Source organism: Streptomyces sp. NPDC050610, from assembly GCF_040654875.1.
Lineage (GTDB): Bacteria > Actinomycetota > Actinomycetes > Streptomycetales > Streptomycetaceae > Streptomyces.
Map to the genome: position 1 here is coordinate 115,502 of NZ_JBFAIV010000001.1, position 17,582 is coordinate 133,083.

Consider the following 17,582-nt stretch of genomic DNA (forward strand, 5'->3'; position numbering starts at 1 on the left):
GGCTCCCCACGCCATCAACCGTTCACAAGGACCTGTTTGATGTCAGCACTCATATCCACCCGCCAGCAGGCAGTACGCCCACCCGTGGGGCAAGCGCTGCTCGTCCTGCTGGCCGCGGCCGCCGTCACCGGCGGCCTGTGTCTCTGGGCGGCGCTGGCCGCCCCGGTCTCGGTGCAGGCCCCGGTGGCCTGGTGCGGTGGGGCCGCCGCCGCGCTGCTGAGCCTCTCGCTCGCCATGACCGCGCACAGCGTGCGGACCGCGCGGGCCCGGCGCGACCAGATCGCCGCGCTGGAGGCGGAGGCCGGCCGGCTGGCCGACGACACGCTCCCCGCGCTCGTCGCCGTGCTGCGCCGGGGCTCGTCCGTGGACACCGCGCTCGCGCACGTCAGACAGCCCGCGGACGGCGCGCACCGGCGGATCGTCCGCATCCTGGCCGAGGAGGTCGGCCGGGGCGAGCGGATGCGGGCCGCCGCGATGTCGGCCTGCGCCAACGCCGCCGGGCGCGTCCAGGCGCTGGCCACCAGCATGCTCGCCGACCTGCGGGACATGGAGCACCGGCACGGCGAGGAGGTCCTCGGCGACCTGCTCAAGCTCGACCACAGCACCGCGCAGGCGGGCCGCCTCGCGGACAGCATCGCCGTGCTCACCGGCGCCCGCTCGGGCCGCCGCTGGACCAAGCCGATCGCGATGGAGTCGATCCTGCGCGGCGCGATGGGCCGCATCAGCGCCTACCGCCGGGTGCGGCTGCACTCCAGCAGCACCGCCGCGGTCGCCGGGCACGCCGCCGAGGGCATCATGCACGCACTCGCCGAGATCATGGACAACGCCACCACCTTCTCGCCGCCCTCCTCCGAGGCGCACGTCTATGTGGAGGAGGCCCAGGCCGGCGTCGTGATCACCGTCGAGGACGGCGGGCTGGTCATGAGCGAGGCCGCGCTGCGCCGCGCCGAGCAGGCCGTGTCGTCCGAGACCCTCGACCTGCTGACGCTCTCCGGCACCCGGCTGGGCCTCGCGGTGGTGGGCTGCCTGGCCCGTAAGCACGGACTGTCCGTCTCCTTCCGGCCGTCCTCGCGCGGCGGTACGGGCGTGGTGATCCTCATCCCCCAGCAGCTGGTCACCCAGCTCCCCGCGCGGACCGCCCAGGCTCCGGCCCAGGTTCCGGCCCAGGCCCCGGCTCCGGCCCTGGCGGAGCAGAGCGCGCCGCGGCACGCCCGTACGCCCTCCGCGCCGGGTCGCGCGCCCCTGCCCGAGGCCGCGCCCATGCCCCCCGCGGCGCCCGCGCAGGCCCCCGCCGCGCCCGTACAGCCGCCCGTACAGCCGCCCGTACAAGCGTCCACGCCCGTACCCCCGCCGGTGCGGCAGCCCGTACAGCCGCCCGCCCCCGCCCAGGCTCCCCCCGCCCCCGCGCTCGGCGACAGCGGGCTGCCCAAGCGGCGGCGCGGCCAGACGCTGGCCGCCGCGCCCTCCCCGACGCCGTCGCGCGGCGACGCGCCGCCCGCCCGCTCCCGCGAGGAGGCCGCGGCGCGGTTCAGCACCTTCCGCAGAGCCGTCCAAGGCGACAGCTCCGCCACCGCAAACACCCCCACCCCCGCCCGCCCGGAGGACGACCCCCGATGAACACCACCGACCACAGCCTCGACTGGATGCTGGAGAACCTCCTCCAGAAGACCCCGGGGACCCGGCACGCGCTCGTGCTGTCCAAGGACGGCCTCAAGCTCTGCCACTCCAAGGACCTCTCCGTGGACCAGGCGGACCAGCTCTCCGCGATAGCGTCCGGCATCCAGAGCCTGTCGCACGGCGCGTCCGTCGAGTTCGGCGACGGCTCCGGCGGCGTCCGGCAGGCGATGGCCGAGTTCCACGGCGGCATCCTGTTCATCGTGGAGGCCGGGCACGGCGCGCATCTGGCCGTGGTGGCGACGGAGGACGCGGACGTCGGCATCATCGGCTTCAACATGAACGAGCTGGTCGAGCAGATCGGCGAGTACCTCAGCGCCGCCCCGCGCCAGTCGGTATGAGGAGGCTGGGGCCCGACGACGACCCGGACCGGCTCTACACCGTCACCGGCGGCCGCAGCCGCGCCGACGAGAGCCGCTTCGACCTGGTCACCCTCGTCGTCAGCGAATGCGATCCGACCCCGGGCATGCAGTCCGAGCACGCCCGCATCCTCGCCATGTGCCAGTACCCGGTGGCGGTCGTGGAGATCTCCGCGGAGCTGCGGCTGCCGGTCAGCATCGTCAAGATCCTGCTCTGCGACCTGCTCGACGGAGGCCGGATCACCGCACGCCATCCGCGTTCGGCCCCGGCCGCGGCCCAGCTTCCTGACCCCGACCTGTTGAAGGAGGTGCTCGTTGCACTCCACCGTCTCTGAGCCGTCCGCCGGCCACGACCATCTGCGGAGTACCGCGGACAACGGCCTGAAGATCGTGATAGTCGGCGGCTTCGGCGTCGGCAAGACCACGATGGTCCGCTCCGTCAGCGAGATCCGCCCGCTCAACACCGAGGAGACGATGACCCGGGCGGGCATCGGCGTCGACGACCCCTCGGGCGTGGAGTCCAAGTCCACCACCACCGTCGCCTTCGACTTCGGCCGCATCAGCATCAACGACCAGGCCGTGCTGTACCTGTTCGGCGCGCCGGGCCAGGAGCGCTTCTGGTTCCTGTGGGACCGGCTGTTCTCCGGGACGCTGGGCGCGGTGGTGCTCGTCGACACCAGACGGCTCGACGACTCCTGGTACGCGATCGACCGCCTGGAGCACCACCGGATGCCGTTCATCGTGGCCCGCAACGACTTCGGCGACTCGCCCCACACGCTGGAGCAGGTGCGGGAGGCGCTCGATCTGTCCCCCGACGTGCCCCTGATCGACTGCGACGCGCGCGACCGCGACTCCAGCAAGAAGGTCCTGATCGCGCTCGTCAACCACCTCTACGCCCTGTCCGCCCGGGAGACCACACCGTGACGTACCAGCCCCCCTCGCCCGACGCCGTCGCCCCGCCGCCCGGCTGCCCCGCGCACCAAGGGGCCGTGCCGCTGTACGGGGAGGGGTTCCAGAGCGACCCGGCGCGGCTGTACCGGGAGCTGCGCCGCGACCACGGGCCGGTCGCGCCGATCCTGCTGGACGGCGGCATCCCCGCCTGGTTCGTGCTCGGCTACCGGGAGGTGCACCAGGTCGCCGGGGATTCGCAGCTGTTCGCCCGCGACTCCCGGCGCTGGCACGCCTGGGACCGCATCCCGCCCGACTGGCCGCTGATGCCGTACGTCGGGTACCAGCCGTCGGTGATGTTCGCCGAGGGGCCGGAGCACCGGCGGCGGGCCGGGGCGATCAGCGACGCACTGGCCGCCGTCGACCAGTTCGAGCTGCGGCAGATCTGCGAGCGGGTCGCCGACTCGCTGATCGACACCTTCGCCGGGCGCGGCGAGGCGGACCTGATGGCGGACTTCGCGTTCCGGATGCCGCTGCTGGTGGTGGCCGAGCTGTTCGGTCTGCCGGACTCCGAGATACCCCCGCTGGTACGGGACATCGCCGACTCGCTCGACGAGAGCGAGGGGGCCATCGAGGCGCACCAGCGGGTCGCGGCCCGGATGGGGCGCCTGGTGCAGGACAAGCGGGTACACCCGGGGCCGGACGTGCCCTCACGGCTGCTGGGGCACGCGGCGGGGCTGGCCGAGGAGGAGATCGTCATCGATCTGCTCGTGGTGATGGCCGCCGCCCAGCAGCCCACGGCGAACTGGATCGGCAACACGCTGCGGCTGATGCTCACCGACGACCGGTTCGCGGTGACGCTGGCGGGCGGCCGGCGCAGCGTCGGGCAGGCGCTCAACGAGGTGCTGTGGGAGGACACGCCCACGCAGAACTTCATCGGCCGCTGGGCCACCCGCGACACCCAGCTGGGCGGCAAGCGCATCCGCACCGGGGACCTGCTCGTGCTCGGGCTGGCCGCCGCGAACAACGATCCGCAGGTGCGGCCGGACTCGTACGCGGGATCCGAGGGCAACCAGGCCCATATGTCCTTCAGCCACGGCGAGCACTCGTGCCCGTACCCCGCGCCGGAGATCGCCGAGGTGATCGCCAAGGCGGCCGTCGAGATCCTGCTGGACCGGCTGCCGGACGTGCTGCTGGCGGTCGAGGCGCGGGAGCTGGTGTGGCGGCCGTCGGTGTGGATGCGCGGACTGGCGGCGCTGCCTGTCGGATTCACCCCCGCTTACGTGCCGCCAAGCGGGGGCTGATCCGGGCGCGGCCGGCTACGCGCCGGCCGTGGCGGTCACCGGGCCGGGCGTGAAGGTCACCGGCAGGGCTTCGAGTCCGCGGGTGAACAGTCCCTGCTCGGCGGGGCGGAAGCGCTCCGCCAGGGCCAGGTCGGGCATGGCGTCGAGGAGCAGGCCGATGCCGGTCTCGACCTCGGCCTTGGCGAGCAGGGCGCCGACGCAGAAGTGCCGGCCGAGCGCGAAGGCGAGGTGGTCGGCGGCGGCGGAGAAGGCGTTCTTCGCGCTCAGGTCGGTGCGGAAGATGTCGAAGGCGTCGGGGTCGGCGTACCGGCGCTCGTCCCGGCCGGCGGCGCCGATCAGGCAGGTGACCGTGGAGCCCGCGGGCACCGTGCCGCCGCCGATCTCGACGTCCTCGGAGACCTGCCGCATGATCATGTGCACCGGGGGCGTGTAGCGCAGGGTCTCCGCGAAGGCCAGCGGGATCAGGGAGTGGTCGGCGCGTACGGCGGCGAGCTGCTCGGGGTTGGCCAGCAGGTTGCGGACGATGCCGGCGAGGGCCTTGTCTGTGGTCTCGCCGCCCGCGGTGAGCAGCAGGCTGCAGAACGACTTGATGTCCTCGTCGCTCATGCTGGTGCCGTCGATCTCCGCCGAGCAGAGGGTGGAGAGCAGGTCGTCGCCGAGGTTTTCGCGGCGTTCGCGGATGACGGGCAGCATGTAGGCGGCGAACTCCTCGCGGGTGCGGACGCCCTCCGCGTGCACCTCGGGGTCCTGGGAGAGGTTGCCGAGGAACCCGATGATCGCCGTGTACCAGCGGTGGAACCGCTCGTACTCGCCCTGGTCGAGGCCGAGCATGTCGACGATGACGTTGACGGGGAAGCGGGTCGCGAAGTCCGCGACGAGGTCGGCCCGGCCGGTGTGCCGGAAGCCGTCGATGAGGGTGCGGGCGTTGCGCTCGATGACCGGCATGAAGTGGTCCTGGAGGGCGTTGCCGCGGAAGGCGGGGGCCACCAGGGCGCGCCGCACGGCGTGTTCGCGGCCGCTCATCTGGAGGATGGTGCGGCCGTGCGCGGGCTCCAGCTGCCAGTCGTAGTTGTCGGTGGTGAACGCGGGGTCCTTGAAGGCCCGCTCCACGTCCTCGTACCGGGAGACGATGTAACTCTGCATGGCCTCGTGCCGGATCAGCGGGAACTCATCCCGCATGATGCGGTACGCGCTGTACGGATCCGCGGCGAACTCCGGGGAGAGGATGTCCGGCGCGTTTCGGTTCGTCGTCATGGGGCCAAGATCATCGTGAAGCCCACAACTTTTCAATAGCTCCGACATCACGATGCATAACGGGCCCGCCGGACGCCGCGGGCGGAGACGCGACGGGCCCCCGGCCGCGCGTCCGGTGGGACGCGGCGGCCGGGGGCCCGGTGACCGCAGAGCTGCTACGGGCTCCGCCGTACGGTCAGCGGTTGGCCGAGGCGTTGCCCGAACCGTTGCCGGACAGGATCGGGACCTCGTCGAGGATGTGCGACAGCGCGTCGTCGCCGTCGCGGATCGAGGAGTTCTCGGTGCAGGACTGCTGCTGCTGCGAGGTGAGGATCGGCACGTCCTGGACGCCGACGTTGACCAGGCCGACGATCGACTGGGCGCCGAGCTTGCCGAGGCCGATGCAGGGCTTGTTGAGGGAGCCCTGGATCAGGCCGATCTGCGGGCTCATGTAGCCGCCGGTGTGGGTGTTGCCGTAGCTCTGGGAGGCGGCGTTGCCGTTGTTCACGTCGTCGTCGTTGGCGATCGCCATCGCGGGACCCGCGATGGAGCCGACTGCGGAAACCGCCAGGGCCGTTGTGGCGAGAACCTTCTTGATCACGATGTATTCCTTCGCTCCGGGTCGGTGAATAGAGAGCTACCTGCCCAACTCGAAAAGTCCGAGAAGGTTATTACACTTCACTCATTCGGCCCATCAGAACCGGCACTTCCGGAAATATGAAAAGCCCCTGCGGCGGGGCTGCACACCCGCCGCAGGGGAATTCCGGACTCGGTGCCGCGATCAGTGGCCGTTGCCGGAGCCGTTGGCGGAGCCGTTGCCCGACAGGACGCCGATCTCGTCGAGGAGGTGCGACAGCTGGTCGTCGCCGTCCCGGATCGAGGAGTTGTCGGCGCACTGCTGCTGCTGCTGCGAGGTGAGGATCGGCACGTCCTGGACGCCGACGTTGACCAGCGCGACGACCGACTGGACGCCGAGCTTGCCGATGCCGACGCAGGGCTTGTTGAGGGTGCCCTGGATCAGGCTCATCTGCGGGCTCTGCTTGCCGCCGGTGTGCGTGTTGCCGTAGGCGGACTCGGCGGCGTTGCCGTTGTTGAGGTCGTCGTCGTTGCCGACCGCCATCGCGGGGCCGGCGATGGTGCCGACCGCGGAAACCGTCAGGGCTGCCGTGGCGAGTACCTTCTTAAGCACGTCTATGCCTTTCGATCGTCGTGAAGCGCCCCTGCTGGGAAAGCGAACTGAATAACTCCGGCACTTTAGAGAAGTTCCGGGCATTCACTCCTTCGGGCCCTTTGCCCCGCACCGGCATTGAGCGGGCATTGCGCGGGGGCCGGGAAGCGCCGACGACCCTGCTACTGTCCGCGCTCCGCCGCGGCCGGCCGGACTCCGGCGGACCACTTCTCCTCGACGCGGCCGAATCGCCAGATGGCCAGGGCCACGAGCCAGACGGCGGCGAAGAGGCCGACGATGACGAATCCGACCGAATTCAGATCCAGGGAGCCGATCCAGCCGATGATCCCGGTGTCCCAGCCGAGCTGGTCGGAGAGGATCGAGATCAGCTCGATGCCGCCGATGATGACGGCCACGGCGACCGAGAGACCGGTGATGGTGAGGTTGTAGTAGACCTTGCGGACCGGCCGGGAGAACGCCCAGTCGTAGGCGAAGTTCATGAACGAGCCGTCGATGGTGTCCAGCAGGCACATCCCGGCCGCGAACAGCACGGGCAGCGTCAGGATCGCGTACCAGGGCAGATTGAACGCGGACGCGCCGCCGGCCAGTACGAGCAGCGACACCTCGGTGGCGGTGTCGAAGCCGAGGCCGAAGAGGAAGCCGATCGGATACATGTGGCCGGGCTTGCGGACGGCCTTGGTGGCGCGGCCCAGGATCCGGTTCATGAAGCCGCGCTTGTTGAGCTGCTCCTCCAGCTCGGCCTCGTCGTAGTCGCCCTGCCGCATCCGGCGGAACACCTTCGCGATGCCCACCAGCACGGCGACGTTGATCGCGGCGATGAGCAGCAGGAAGCACCCGGAGACCAGGGTGCCGATGAGCCCGGCGGAGTTCTGGAGGGTGGAGGAGTCGCTCTCCACCTGTCCGGCCAGCGCCCGTACGCCGAAGGAGAGCAGCAGGCAGAGCGCGAAGACCACGGAGGAGTGGCCGAGCGAGAACCAGAAGCCGACGGAGAGCGGGCGCTTGCCGTCGGCCATGAGCTTGCGGGTGGTGTTGTCGATGGCCGCGATGTGGTCGGCGTCGAAGGCGTGCCGCATGCCGAGCGTGTACGCGGTGACGCCCATGCCGACGCCGAAGACCGAGCCGCCGACGGCGTAGTGGTGCGGGGCGATGAGCGCGATGAGCGTGAACCAGCCGACGAGGTGCAGGAGGGCGATGAAGCCGACCATGCCGAAGACGTTCCGCCACTCCTTGGGCGTCAGGGAGTCGCGTATCCGGGCCGCCCGGCCCGCCGCCTTACCGTTCCGACCTGCTGAACCGCTCATGAACCAGCCTTCCTCGACCCGGCCCCCGTCGGGACCGTAGAAGGCTCAACACCTTGTTGCAAACACCTCGCAACTGCGGAATCCATGCAGAACGGCCGGGCAAAGCGGGCCATTTCCAGACATCGTTGAGACGCCCGATAACCCCCGCCCACCCGGCCGTGACGGTACTTTTACTCCGTTTTTCCGCTGGTCACGCGCTTTCGGCCGACTCCGGGGAGGCCGTGGCGCCCTCGGTGCCCTCTTCGGCACCGCGCACGACGACCACCGGGCACGGCGCGTGCTGGGTGACGTGGTGGCTGACGGAGCCGAGCAGCGCCGCCCGGAAACCGGCCCGCCCGCGGTCGCCGACCACCAGCAGCTCGGCGCCCTCGGCGGCCTCCAGCAGGACGTCCGCCGGGTTGCCCACGATCACTCTGCGCTCGATCGCCACGGGCGGCTCGCCGCCGAAGGTCTCCTCGATCGCGTCGGCGAGCGCCCGGTCGCCGACCTCCTCCGGCACGTACGCCTCCGGCATCACCGGCATCACGCCCGCCCAGGACCAGCTGGTCAGCGACTCCCAGGCGATCACGGCCTGGAGTTCGGCGCCGGTCAGCGACGCCTGCCGGGCGGCCCAGCGCAGGGCCCGCTTGGAGGGCTCGCCCCCGTCGACACCGACGACGATCCGTCCCGCTGCGGCGTTACTCACTGTCATCTCCCCATCTCCCCGAAACTCTTTGAATCAACGGTTCGCGGTGAATGACCCGGTATGGGCCTGACTGTGATTATCGACGACCGCGTTGCTGGAACGCGCGGCGGGGTGCTCTCGTCTTGACGGCCAGGAGGGAACCAACCCAGCCGTCATAGGTCATATACGGCGATTATGGTCATTTAACGCCGACCGGCGGAGGCGCCGGGCAGCTGAGCAGAGGAGAGCTCACGGGATGAGTCTGACCGGAACACCGTTGTTCGTGGTGTTGATCCTGGCGACCGTGCTGGCCGTCCTGGCCACCCTGCTGGTCTGGTCGAAGATTCCCGGCCCGCGCCCGCTGCGCTGGCTGTCCCGCGTCGTGATGATCGCGCTCTGCCAGCTCACCGCCGTCTCCGTGGTGCTGGTCTGGATCAACCAGAGCTACGGGCTGTACGCGTCCTGGGACGACTGGCTCGGCAAGGACGACGGGGGCGCCCCGGTGGCCATGCCCGGCCCGCCGCCGGAGCGCGCGAAGTTCATCCACAGCGACAGCCGGATGCAGGACACCTACTTCCACGGGGCGCACTCCAAGCTCTCCGGGCAGGTCATGATCTGGACCCCGCCGCAGTACGACAAGCCCGAGTACCGCAAGACCCGGTTCCCGGTCATAACGCTGCTGCACGGCGTGCCCGGCTCCCCGCAGTCCTGGCTGGAACACGGCAAGATGCCCAAGGCGTTCGACAAGCTGATCAAGGAGGACATCGCCAAGCCGGCGATCCTCGTGATCCCGATCGTCAACCCGGGCGGCGTCGACACGGACTGCTCCAACACCCCCGGCCGCAAGGTCGCCACCTGGCTCACCGACGACGTGCCGGAGCTGGTGCGCCACCACTTCCGCACCGAGACCGGCCCCAAGGCATGGGGCCTGGCGGGCATCTCCACCGGCGCGTACTGCGCGGCCAAGCTGCCGCTCCAGTACCCGAAGATCTTCGGCGCCGGAGTCGCCCTCGACCCGGACCCGCTGACCGGCGACCCGGACGTCATCCCCGACCCGGTGCTGCGCGAGCACAACAGCCCGACCTACCTGGTACGCCACTCCAAGGCGGACGTCTCGCTGTTCCTCGCCACCTCGCGGCAGGACCGGGACAGCCCGGTGAAGTACATCAAGGAGTTCGAGAAGGCGGCGGAGGGCAGCCGGGTCAAGGTCAAGACGATGACCATCGAATCCGGGGGCCACAACTACAACACGTGGACGAAGATGTACCCGGCCGCGTTCAACTGGCTGAGCCAGCAGCTCAAGTCCCCGGTCACGTAGACGGAGCACGGACGCCGGGCCGTACGGACCGGGCTGTACGGGCGCCCGTACAGCCCGGTCCGTACGCGCCTACCGCTCCGCCGGGTCAGCCGCTCCGCCGGGTCAGCCGCTCCGCGGGGTCAACCGCTCCGCGGGGTCAACCGCTCCGCTGGAAGGAGAGGCCCGCGATCACGGAGGTCCCGCACGCGGGACGGGGCCGCACGGCCCAGGCGGCGGCGAGGCTGTCGACAAGGATCAGCCCCCGGCCGCTCTCGGAGTCCGTGCCCGGGTTGGCCAGTGCCGGCTTGCCGGTGCCCGGGTCGGAGACGGCGAGCCAGTAGTGCCCGTCGGCGGGCCACAGGACGAGTTCGATGAGTTCCTCGTCCACCCGGCACGCGCCGTGCCGAATGGCGTTGGTGACCAACTCCGAGGTCAACAGGGACAGATCGTCGCCGAGACGCGGACGGAGGACGTCCGGCAGCGATTCGGCGACGGCGCACCGGGCCCGCCGTACGGAGGCGGGGTGGGCGGGGAAGCGCCAGTGGGCAGGTACGAGGGGAATCTCGGGCATGGCGAACTCCACAGCTGTGTGAGGGGTTGGGGTCGCCGGTGGCCTACCGCCCTGGTCGCGCGCACACCCGTCCCAGGGCGGACGGGCATGCTCGCGCGGTGCGCTTCCGGCATCGCGGTGTGTAGCTTGCGCGATACTCACAGTAGGATATGGGGGGCCATATTTTCCATGTGATTCGCAAAATGGCCTCAGTGCGGTGAACTGATACTCAGCGGACCATGCGGACACCGCGCGACACGGAAGGTACGACATGCCACCAAGGACGATCCTCACCCAACGACAGAAGCGCCTGGGATGTGAGCTGCGCAGGATGCGCACCACGGCCGGCATGTCGGCGGAGTACGCGGCGGGACTCCTCGGCGTCGACCGGAGCAGGATCTCCAACATGGAGTCCGGACTGCGGGGGATCAGCGCCGAACGGCTGCGTACGCTGGCCTGCAACTGCGACTGCACCGACGAGAAGTACATCGACGCCCTGGCCGCGATGGCGGAGCCGAGCGAAGCAGGGTGGTGGGAGCGCTACCGGGGCAGCTTGCCCCAAGGCCTGCTGGACATCTCCGAAACGGAGGCCGGCGCGACGCGTCTACGGGGCGCGAACACCGTGCACGTGCCAGGGATGCTCCAGACATCGGAGCACGCCATGGCCATCTTCCGTGCGGTAGTGCCCCAGCTCCCCGAGCACGAGGTCGCGCTCCGCCTGGCACATCGCTCGGAGCGCCAAGGGGTGATCGTCCGCGACAATCCGGTCCCGTACGTGGCCGTGATCCACGAGGCGGCGCTGCGGATGCAGTTCGGCGGACGGGGCGTCGCCCAGGCACAGTTGGAGCACCTGCTGGAGGTCTCAGAGCGGGACAACGTCACCGTGCTCGTCCTCCCCTTCAGTCACGGCGCCTTCCCCGGAGCGGGGCAGACGGTCGTCTATGCCGAAGGCCCCGTGCAGCAGCTCGATACCGTGCAGGTGGATAACTCCCACGGCCCTGTCTTCCTGCACGCCGACGGCCAACTCGCGAAATATCGCGCGCAACTCGACCTTTTGGAAGGCTTGGCACTGCCCCCGGAGCGGTCCCGCGACTTCATCCGCCAGATCGCCCAACAACTCTGAGGAGAGACCAAGATGGCTGACATCACCTGGGAAGCACCCTTCTGCGGCGAGGGCAGCTCCTGCTTCCGCCTCGGTACGGACGCCGCCGGCAACGGCTACATATCGGTCGCCGGCCAAGAGGACCGCTACCTCACCGACTCCCTCGAAGCCCTGCGCACCCTCATCACCGACATCAAAGCCGGCAAGGCCGACCATCTCCTGTAGCCCCCGAAGCGGTCTCGCAACTTCATCCGCCAGATCGCCCAACAACTCTGAGGAGAAGCCAAGATGGCTGACATCACCTGGGAAGCACCCTTCTGCCAGGATGCGAGCAACTGCTTCCGCCTCGGTACAGACGCCGCCGGCAACGGCTACATATCGGTCGCCGGCCAAGAAGACCGCTACCTCACCGACTCCCTCGAAGCCCTACGCACCCTCATCACCGACATCAAAGCCGGCAAAGCCGACCATCTCCTGTAGCCACCGAGGCCCGGGTACGGCTCGTGCAGGTACGAGCCGTACCCGTACCGTCACGCCCCCGGCGGGGCGCTCGGGTCCTTGGTCGGCTGCTGCTGCTTCTTCGGGGCGTTGTTGACGACGTCCTGCGGGAAGGTCAGCTGCTTGCCCATCCACTCCAGGGCCGGGCCGATCTCGCGCCGCCAGGTGGTGAAGTGGTGGCTGCCCTCTTCGAGGATGATCGCCGACTTGCTCATCGGCGCCTTGATCGCGTCGAGGAACTTCTTCGTCTCGCCGTAGTTCTTCTCGCCCTTCTTGCTGCTGGTGACCAGCACCGAGACGCGCGGCACGGGCATGTTCTTCAGCCGCCAGATGAGGTCGTGCTCGTGCTCCTTCTTCTTGGAGTCCGGGCCGGTGCCGAAGAGGTTGCCGGTGGTGAGGTCGTTGGCGATCTTGTAGTCGCCGGACAGGGAGGCCGCCGCCGGGTAGACGCCGGGCTCGCGCATGGCGAGCTGGAGGGCGCAGGAGCCGCCGGAGGAGTAGCCCATCGCGCCCCAGGCACTGGAGTCGTGGCCGACCCGGTAGGTCTGCTTGAGCGCCTCGGGCAGGTCCTTGGTGAAGAAGGTCTCGGCCTGCGGGCCGCCCGGCACGTCCACGCACTCGGTGTCGCGCGGCGGGGCGATGGTGGGGCGGATCATCACTATCACCGTCGGCTGCATCTTGTTCGCGTTGATCAGCTCCGACGCGGTCTGCGGAACCTGGAGATGCTGGGCGAGGTTCATGATCCCGCCGGGGTAGCCGCTGATGACGACGGCCACGGGGAATCGCTGGCGCTGGAACTGTTTCTGGAAATACTGCGGCGGCAGATAGACGAACGCCGGATTGATGGCGTGCGACCGGCGGCCGAGGATCTTCACCGACTGGACCTTGCCGACCTTCTCGGCGGGGCCGTGCGGAATACCCTTTATCTTGTCCAGGCCCTGTGCCCCGGCCGGCTGCACCAGCCCGTCCTTCGTCGCGCCGACGGTCGCGTACGGGCCGCCCTTGCCCAGGTGGGTGACGTTGACGGGGGCCTTGTCGTACTTGCCGAACAGCTCGTTCCACGTTCCGTAGAACTCGAAATTGGCGTTGACGGCGAGCATGAAAGCGGCCACGACGGCCACCTGCGTCACCACGATCGACCCCAGCCGGCCCGCCACGGGCAGCGTCCCGCGCTTTGCCAGGCGCGGCCACAGCCACACCGTGAGACCCACACACAGCACGGCGACGAAAATCACCGTGTACAAGAGTGACCGACTGGTCAGCCCCATATGCCTCTCAACTCCCTGCCCCCGGATGTGGGTACTCATGTTCGGTTCCGGCATTGCTCACCGAAGAAGAGGCGGGATACGACCGGCGGGGTTGCTCAGCACCCTGTTCTTACCCTGCTCTTATCCTTCTCTTCCCGAGCCGTTGTCCAACTGCTCATACGCTGAGCCGCTGTGAGACAACGAGTCGCCTCAGTGGCCGGTTACACCTGCCTGCTCATCGGCCTTCTCGACATCGCCTCGGCCATCAGGCCAGGGATGCGCGAGGGGCGGATAGCCCGAATCACCCATTATCTCCCAGGGTTTCCCGACTCCCTCGCGCGGGCCACCTCGCTCGCCGCGGGAATCCTCCTGGTCATGCTCGCGCGCGGCCTCGCCCGCCGTAAGCTGCGGGCCTGGCGGGCCGCCGTGGTGCTGCTCGGGCCCTGCGCGGTCGTCCAGTCGCTGCGCCACCACGAAATCATCCCCGCCGTTGTCTCGGCCGCCCTCTGCGGAGTGCTGATCGCGTACCGCAAGGAGTTCTACGCACTCGGCGACCCCCGCACCCGCATCCGCGCCGTCTGGAACTTCGTCTTGCTCGGCCTGTGCAGCGTCGGCCTCGGCCTCGCGATCGTGGGCGTACGGGCGCACGAGGAGAGCAGCGGCGGCACCATCGGCTTCGCCGACCGGCTGCAGCAGGTCCTGTACGGCATGGCCGGCCTGGACGGCCCCATCAAGTACAGCAGCCCGCGCGTCGCCGACCTGGTCTCCTTCTGCCTCCTCGCGCTCGGCCTGGTCACCGCCTGCACCACCGCCTACCTCGCGCTGCGCCCCGCCCGGCGCGGCCTGCCGGACCCGGAGGACGGCGAGGAGAAGCTCCGCGCCCTGCTCGACAAGGACGGCGCCCGCGACTCGCTCGGCTACTTCGCGCTCCGCCGTGACAAGAGCGTCATGTGGTCCCCCACCGGCAAGGCCGCCATCGCCTACCGCGTCGTCTCCGGCGTCGCCCTGGCCAGCGGCGACCCCATCGGCGACTACGAGGCGTGGCCCGGCGCCATCAAGGAGTTCATGGACCAGTGCGCCAAGCACGCCTGGACGCCCGGCGTCATGGGGTGCAGCGAACTCGGCGGCCAGGTCTGGACCCGCGAGGGCGGCCTGCACGCGCTGGAGCTCGGCGACGAGGCCATCGTGGACACCAAGGCGTTCAGCCTCTCCGGACGCACCATGCGCAACGTGCGCCAGATGGTCAACCGCATCGAGCGGGCCGGCTACTCCTGCCAGGTCAGGCGCGTACGGGACCTGCCCAAGGAGGAGAAGAAGAAGCTCCGCGAGGACGCCGCCGCCTGGCGCGGCAGCGCCACCGAGCGCGGCTTCTCCATGGCGCTCGGCCGCTTCGGCGCCCCGGGCGACGGCGACTGCGTCGTCGTCACCGCCCACCAGCCGGACGAGAACGGCGAGGACCGCGTACGGGCGCTGCTGCACTTCGTGCCGTGGGGCCCCGACGGCATCTCCCTCGACCTGATGCGCCGCGACCGCACCGCCGAGCCCGGCCTCAACGAACTGCTGATCGTCGCCGCGCTGAAGGCGGCCCCCGGCCTCGGCGTCAACAAGGTCTCGCTCAACTTCGCCGTCTTCCGGGCCGCCCTGGCCCGCGGCGAGAAGCTGGGCGCGGGCCCGGTGCTGCGGGTGTGGCACCGGCTGCTGGTGTTCTCCTCCCGCTGGTTCCAGATCGAGTCGCTGTACCGCTTCAACGCGAAGTTCCAGCCGGTGTGGGAGCCGCGCTTCGTGGTCTACCCGACCAGCCGCGACCTGCCGCGCATCAGCTGGGCCTGCATGCAGGCCGAGGCCTTCGTGGTGCTGCCGCGCCCGGCGGAGCGGCTGCGGCAGTACCTGCGCAGCAAGCCGCGGTACGTGAAGATCCGGCGGGCGCTGCCGATGGCGGGGGTGCAGCGGGGCTGACGCTCCGGTTTTCGGCCGGTCGCCGGTTTCCGGGCCGGTCGCCGGTCCCGGGCCGGGGGTCGGGTTTTCCCTACCGACTCCCGGCCCGCGACGTGGATTAATGGACGGCATGGTCGGCACGGCGAATCCACAGGTCCCCCCGGAGCGGACTGTCGCCGTGTGGCAGGCGATGCGGCGCGGCCCGCGCCGCTTCCTGCTCTCCCTGTGGCCGTGGCGCTGCTGGGCGTACGCGCTCAGCGGCGCGGTCATCGGCGCCGGCGCCCTGTTCGCGCTGGCTCTCCTCGTCGCCATGGGGGTGCTCTTCTCCATCGTCGGCGTGGGCCTGGCGGTGCTGGTGCTCGCCGCGCTGTTCGGCATCCCGGTCGGGGCGCTGGAGCGCCGCCGGCTGCGGCTGGTCGAACCGGCGCCGCTGGAGAACCCGCACGCACTGCTGCGGGGCGCGGGCGGGGTACGGCGGCTGGGCGTCCGGCTGCGGGAGCGGGCGACGTGGCGGGAGCTGGCCTACACCATCGTGTACGGCGTGGTCTTCGCGGGCTCGGGCTTCGGCGTCATGCTGGGGCTGCTGTTCGCCGGCGTCCTGACCGCGCTGCCGGTGCTCGTCGTGCTCCTCGAACCCGGCTCCGTGATGATCCTCGACCGGCCGGTCAGCAGCCCGCTGGAGGCGCTGCTCCCGGCCGCCGTCGGCCTCGTGGGGCTCGCGGGCTGCGCGTACGCGGCGGCGCTGCTGGCCGGGGCGCAGGTCAGGACGGCGGAGTTCCTGCTGTCGGGCCGGGCCGAGGAGCGGCGCGTGGTGGAGCTGACGCGCTCCCGCGCCCGGCTGGCCGACGCCTTCGAGGCCGAGCGGCGGCGCATCGAACGCGACCTGCACGACGGGGCCCAGCAGCAGCTCGTAGCGCTCTCCATGACGCTGGGGCTGGCCGAGCTGGAACTGAACGGCAGCGGCTCCCCCGCCGCCGACCTGGTCGTCCGGGCCCGCGGCGAGGCCCGGCAGGCCCTGTCCCAACTGCGCGACCTGGTGCGCGGCATCCATCCGCAGGTCCTCACCGACCACGGCCTGGACGCGGCCGTGGCGGAGGTCGCGCTGCGCAGTCCGATCTCCGTCACCGTCGACATCGAGCTGCCGGGTCGGCTGCCGGGCGCGGTGGAGACGGTCGCGTACTTCACGGTCACCGAGGCGCTGGCCAACGCCGCCAAGCACAGCGGCGCGACCGGGATCACGGTGGCCGGGAGGGTCCGGCGCGGCACGCTCGTCCTGACCGTCACCGACAATGGCCGCGGCGGGGCGGTCCCGTCCGACGGCACGGGCCTCCAGGGCCTGGCCGACCGTATGGCGATCCTGAAAGGCAGGCTCATGGTGTCCAGTCCGGTGGGCGGTCCGACCGAGCTGCGCGCGGAGGTGCCGTGCTCCGCGTAGTACTGGCCGAGGACTCCGTACTGCTGCGGGCCGGGCTCGTGGAACTGCTGACGCGGGGCGGGCATCAGGTGACGGCCGCGGTCGGCGACGCGGAGGCGCTGGCGCGCGCGGTGGAGCCCGAATCACCCGGCGGCGAGCTGCCGGACCTCGTGATCACGGACGTACGCATGCCACCCGGCCAGCGCGACGAAGGTTTGCGAGCGGCCCTGGAACTCCGCTCCCGCCACCCCGAACTGCCGGTCCTCGTCCTCTCCCAGTACGTGGCCACCGCCTACGCCACCCAGCTCCTCGGCGGCGACGGTCCGGGCGCGGCGGGCCAGCCGGGGGCGGCCGGCCTCGGCTACCTGCTCAAGGACCGGGTCGGGGAGGTCTCCGAATTCCTCGACGCCATTCGCCGCGTGGCGGGCGGTGAGACGGTCATCGACCCGGAGGTCGTCCGCACCCTGCTCGTACAACGGACTGCGTCCCGCCCCCTTGGCCGCCTCACACCGCGGGAGCGGGAGGTCCTGACGCTGATGGCCGAGGGCCTGAACAACCTGACGATCGCTCAGCGGCTGGGCGTCACCGAGGCATCCGTCGTCAAGCACTCTGGCAACATCTTCATGAAGCTGGACCTCGACCCGGCGGAGGGGAACCGGCGGGTGCTGGCCGTGCTGACGCATCTGCGGGGCGGGCTGGGTTAGGCACGGCTCGGCCACCGTGTCACGCCGGGCGGAGAGCTGCCCGGCCTTGACGGCGGGGCGCTACCCGGCCTTGACGGTCTGGACGAACGCCGACCGCGCGGGCAGCGGAGAACATGAGGGCGGGCCAGTAGGGACGCAGGGCTGTCGTATCGTCCAGCGCCAGGACCGTCGCCTTGAGGTGAGCACCCTCAGCTTCAGCGGTCATACGCGCGAACTCCCCCGA

At 70.4% G+C, this 17,582-nt stretch carries 19 protein-coding genes; 12 read left to right on the top strand and 7 right to left on the bottom strand.

Annotation, left to right across the window (positions count from 1 at the left end):
- Nucleotides 1-39: 39 nt before the first annotated feature.
- Genes AB0I22_RS00540 through AB0I22_RS00560 form a run of 5 tightly spaced genes read left to right on the top strand, consistent with a single transcriptional unit; the run spans nucleotide 40 to nucleotide 4,225 of the window.
- Nucleotides 40-1,617 carry an ATP-binding protein gene (locus AB0I22_RS00540; RefSeq protein WP_363128377.1) on the top strand — a complete coding sequence of 526 codons (1,578 nt, stop codon included), beginning with the start codon at nucleotides 40-42 and terminating at the stop codon, nucleotides 1,615-1,617.
- A complete protein-coding gene (locus tag AB0I22_RS00545; RefSeq protein WP_363128378.1) occupies nucleotides 1,614-2,015 on the top strand; it encodes a roadblock/LC7 domain-containing protein in 402 nt (133 codons plus the stop codon). Before AB0I22_RS00540 ends, AB0I22_RS00545 begins: the two co-directional genes overlap by 4 nt.
- A complete protein-coding gene (locus tag AB0I22_RS00550) occupies nucleotides 2,012-2,368 on the top strand; it encodes a DUF742 domain-containing protein (protein ID WP_363128379.1) in 357 nt (118 codons plus the stop codon). Before AB0I22_RS00545 ends, AB0I22_RS00550 begins: the two co-directional genes overlap by 4 nt.
- Nucleotides 2,349-2,957, top strand: a complete 609-nt coding sequence (locus AB0I22_RS00555) for an ATP/GTP-binding protein (protein WP_363128380.1) — start codon at nucleotides 2,349-2,351, stop codon at nucleotides 2,955-2,957. Before AB0I22_RS00550 ends, AB0I22_RS00555 begins: the two co-directional genes overlap by 20 nt.
- Nucleotides 2,954-4,225: a cytochrome P450 gene (locus tag AB0I22_RS00560; RefSeq protein ID WP_363128381.1), complete on the top strand. Its 1,272-nt coding sequence runs from the start codon at nucleotides 2,954-2,956 to the stop codon at nucleotides 4,223-4,225. Before AB0I22_RS00555 ends, AB0I22_RS00560 begins: the two co-directional genes overlap by 4 nt.
- A gap of 15 nt (nucleotides 4,226-4,240) precedes the next feature.
- Here the strand turns inward: AB0I22_RS00560 and AB0I22_RS00565 are convergent, their stop codons facing one another.
- The 5 genes from AB0I22_RS00565 to AB0I22_RS00585 form a co-directional block, all read right to left on the bottom strand.
- Entirely contained in the window at nucleotides 4,241-5,479 is a 1,239-nt protein-coding gene (locus tag AB0I22_RS00565) for a cytochrome P450 (RefSeq protein ID WP_363128382.1), read from the bottom strand.
- A gap of 175 nt (nucleotides 5,480-5,654) precedes the next feature.
- A complete protein-coding gene (locus tag AB0I22_RS00570) occupies nucleotides 5,655-6,059 on the bottom strand; it encodes a rodlin (protein WP_363128383.1) in 405 nt (134 codons plus the stop codon).
- 180 nt (nucleotides 6,060-6,239) lie between these two features.
- Nucleotides 6,240-6,647 carry a rodlin gene (locus AB0I22_RS00575; RefSeq protein WP_363128384.1) on the bottom strand — a complete coding sequence of 136 codons (408 nt, stop codon included), beginning with the start codon at nucleotides 6,645-6,647 and terminating at the stop codon, nucleotides 6,240-6,242.
- Between the two features lie 161 nt (nucleotides 6,648-6,808).
- Nucleotides 6,809-7,948, bottom strand: coding sequence for a HoxN/HupN/NixA family nickel/cobalt transporter (locus tag AB0I22_RS00580; RefSeq protein ID WP_363128385.1), 1,140 nt, complete (start codon nucleotides 7,946-7,948; stop codon nucleotides 6,809-6,811).
- 190 nt (nucleotides 7,949-8,138) lie between these two features.
- Complete coding sequence (locus AB0I22_RS00585; RefSeq protein WP_363128386.1) at nucleotides 8,139-8,633, bottom strand: universal stress protein; 495 nt, start codon at nucleotides 8,631-8,633, stop codon at nucleotides 8,139-8,141.
- 235 nt (nucleotides 8,634-8,868) lie between these two features.
- On the opposite strand from AB0I22_RS00585, the gene AB0I22_RS00590 reads away from it, so the two are divergent.
- A complete protein-coding gene (locus tag AB0I22_RS00590) occupies nucleotides 8,869-9,930 on the top strand; it encodes an alpha/beta hydrolase-fold protein (RefSeq protein WP_363128387.1) in 1,062 nt (353 codons plus the stop codon).
- 136 nt (nucleotides 9,931-10,066) lie between these two features.
- Here the strand turns inward: AB0I22_RS00590 and AB0I22_RS00595 are convergent, their stop codons facing one another.
- Nucleotides 10,067-10,480, bottom strand: coding sequence for an ATP-binding protein (locus tag AB0I22_RS00595; protein WP_363128388.1), 414 nt, complete (start codon nucleotides 10,478-10,480; stop codon nucleotides 10,067-10,069).
- A gap of 250 nt (nucleotides 10,481-10,730) precedes the next feature.
- On the opposite strand from AB0I22_RS00595, the gene AB0I22_RS00600 reads away from it, so the two are divergent.
- From AB0I22_RS00600 to AB0I22_RS00610, 3 genes are all read left to right on the top strand, one after another.
- Nucleotides 10,731-11,582, top strand: coding sequence for a helix-turn-helix transcriptional regulator (locus AB0I22_RS00600; protein WP_363128389.1), 852 nt, complete (start codon nucleotides 10,731-10,733; stop codon nucleotides 11,580-11,582).
- A 12-nt stretch (nucleotides 11,583-11,594) separates the two neighbouring features.
- Nucleotides 11,595-11,786 carry a hypothetical protein gene (locus AB0I22_RS00605; protein WP_363128390.1) on the top strand — a complete coding sequence of 64 codons (192 nt, stop codon included), beginning with the start codon at nucleotides 11,595-11,597 and terminating at the stop codon, nucleotides 11,784-11,786.
- A 63-nt stretch (nucleotides 11,787-11,849) separates the two neighbouring features.
- Nucleotides 11,850-12,041 (top strand): hypothetical protein, encoded by a 192-nt coding sequence (locus tag AB0I22_RS00610; protein ID WP_363128391.1) that lies wholly within the window; start codon nucleotides 11,850-11,852, stop codon nucleotides 12,039-12,041.
- A 50-nt stretch (nucleotides 12,042-12,091) separates the two neighbouring features.
- Here AB0I22_RS00610 and AB0I22_RS00615 read toward each other — a convergent pair whose 3' ends face one another.
- Nucleotides 12,092-13,327, bottom strand: a complete 1,236-nt coding sequence (locus AB0I22_RS00615; protein WP_363128392.1) for an alpha/beta hydrolase-fold protein — start codon at nucleotides 13,325-13,327, stop codon at nucleotides 12,092-12,094.
- Nucleotides 13,328-13,498: 171 nt separating this feature from the next.
- Here AB0I22_RS00615 and AB0I22_RS00620 point away from each other — a divergent pair, with 171 nt between their 5' ends.
- The 3 genes from AB0I22_RS00620 to AB0I22_RS00630 all read left to right on the top strand — a co-directional run bounded on the left by AB0I22_RS00620 (nucleotide 13,499) and on the right by AB0I22_RS00630 (nucleotide 17,359).
- Nucleotides 13,499-15,262: a phosphatidylglycerol lysyltransferase domain-containing protein gene (locus AB0I22_RS00620; protein ID WP_363128393.1), complete on the top strand. Its 1,764-nt coding sequence runs from the start codon at nucleotides 13,499-13,501 to the stop codon at nucleotides 15,260-15,262.
- Nucleotides 15,263-15,362: 100 nt separating this feature from the next.
- Nucleotides 15,363-16,676, top strand: coding sequence for a sensor domain-containing protein (locus tag AB0I22_RS00625; protein WP_363128394.1), 1,314 nt, complete (start codon nucleotides 15,363-15,365; stop codon nucleotides 16,674-16,676).
- Nucleotides 16,664-17,359, top strand: coding sequence for a response regulator transcription factor (locus AB0I22_RS00630; RefSeq protein ID WP_363128395.1), 696 nt, complete (start codon nucleotides 16,664-16,666; stop codon nucleotides 17,357-17,359). The genes AB0I22_RS00625 and AB0I22_RS00630 overlap by 13 nt, the downstream gene beginning before the upstream one ends.
- Nucleotides 17,360-17,582: the final 223 nt, after the last annotated feature.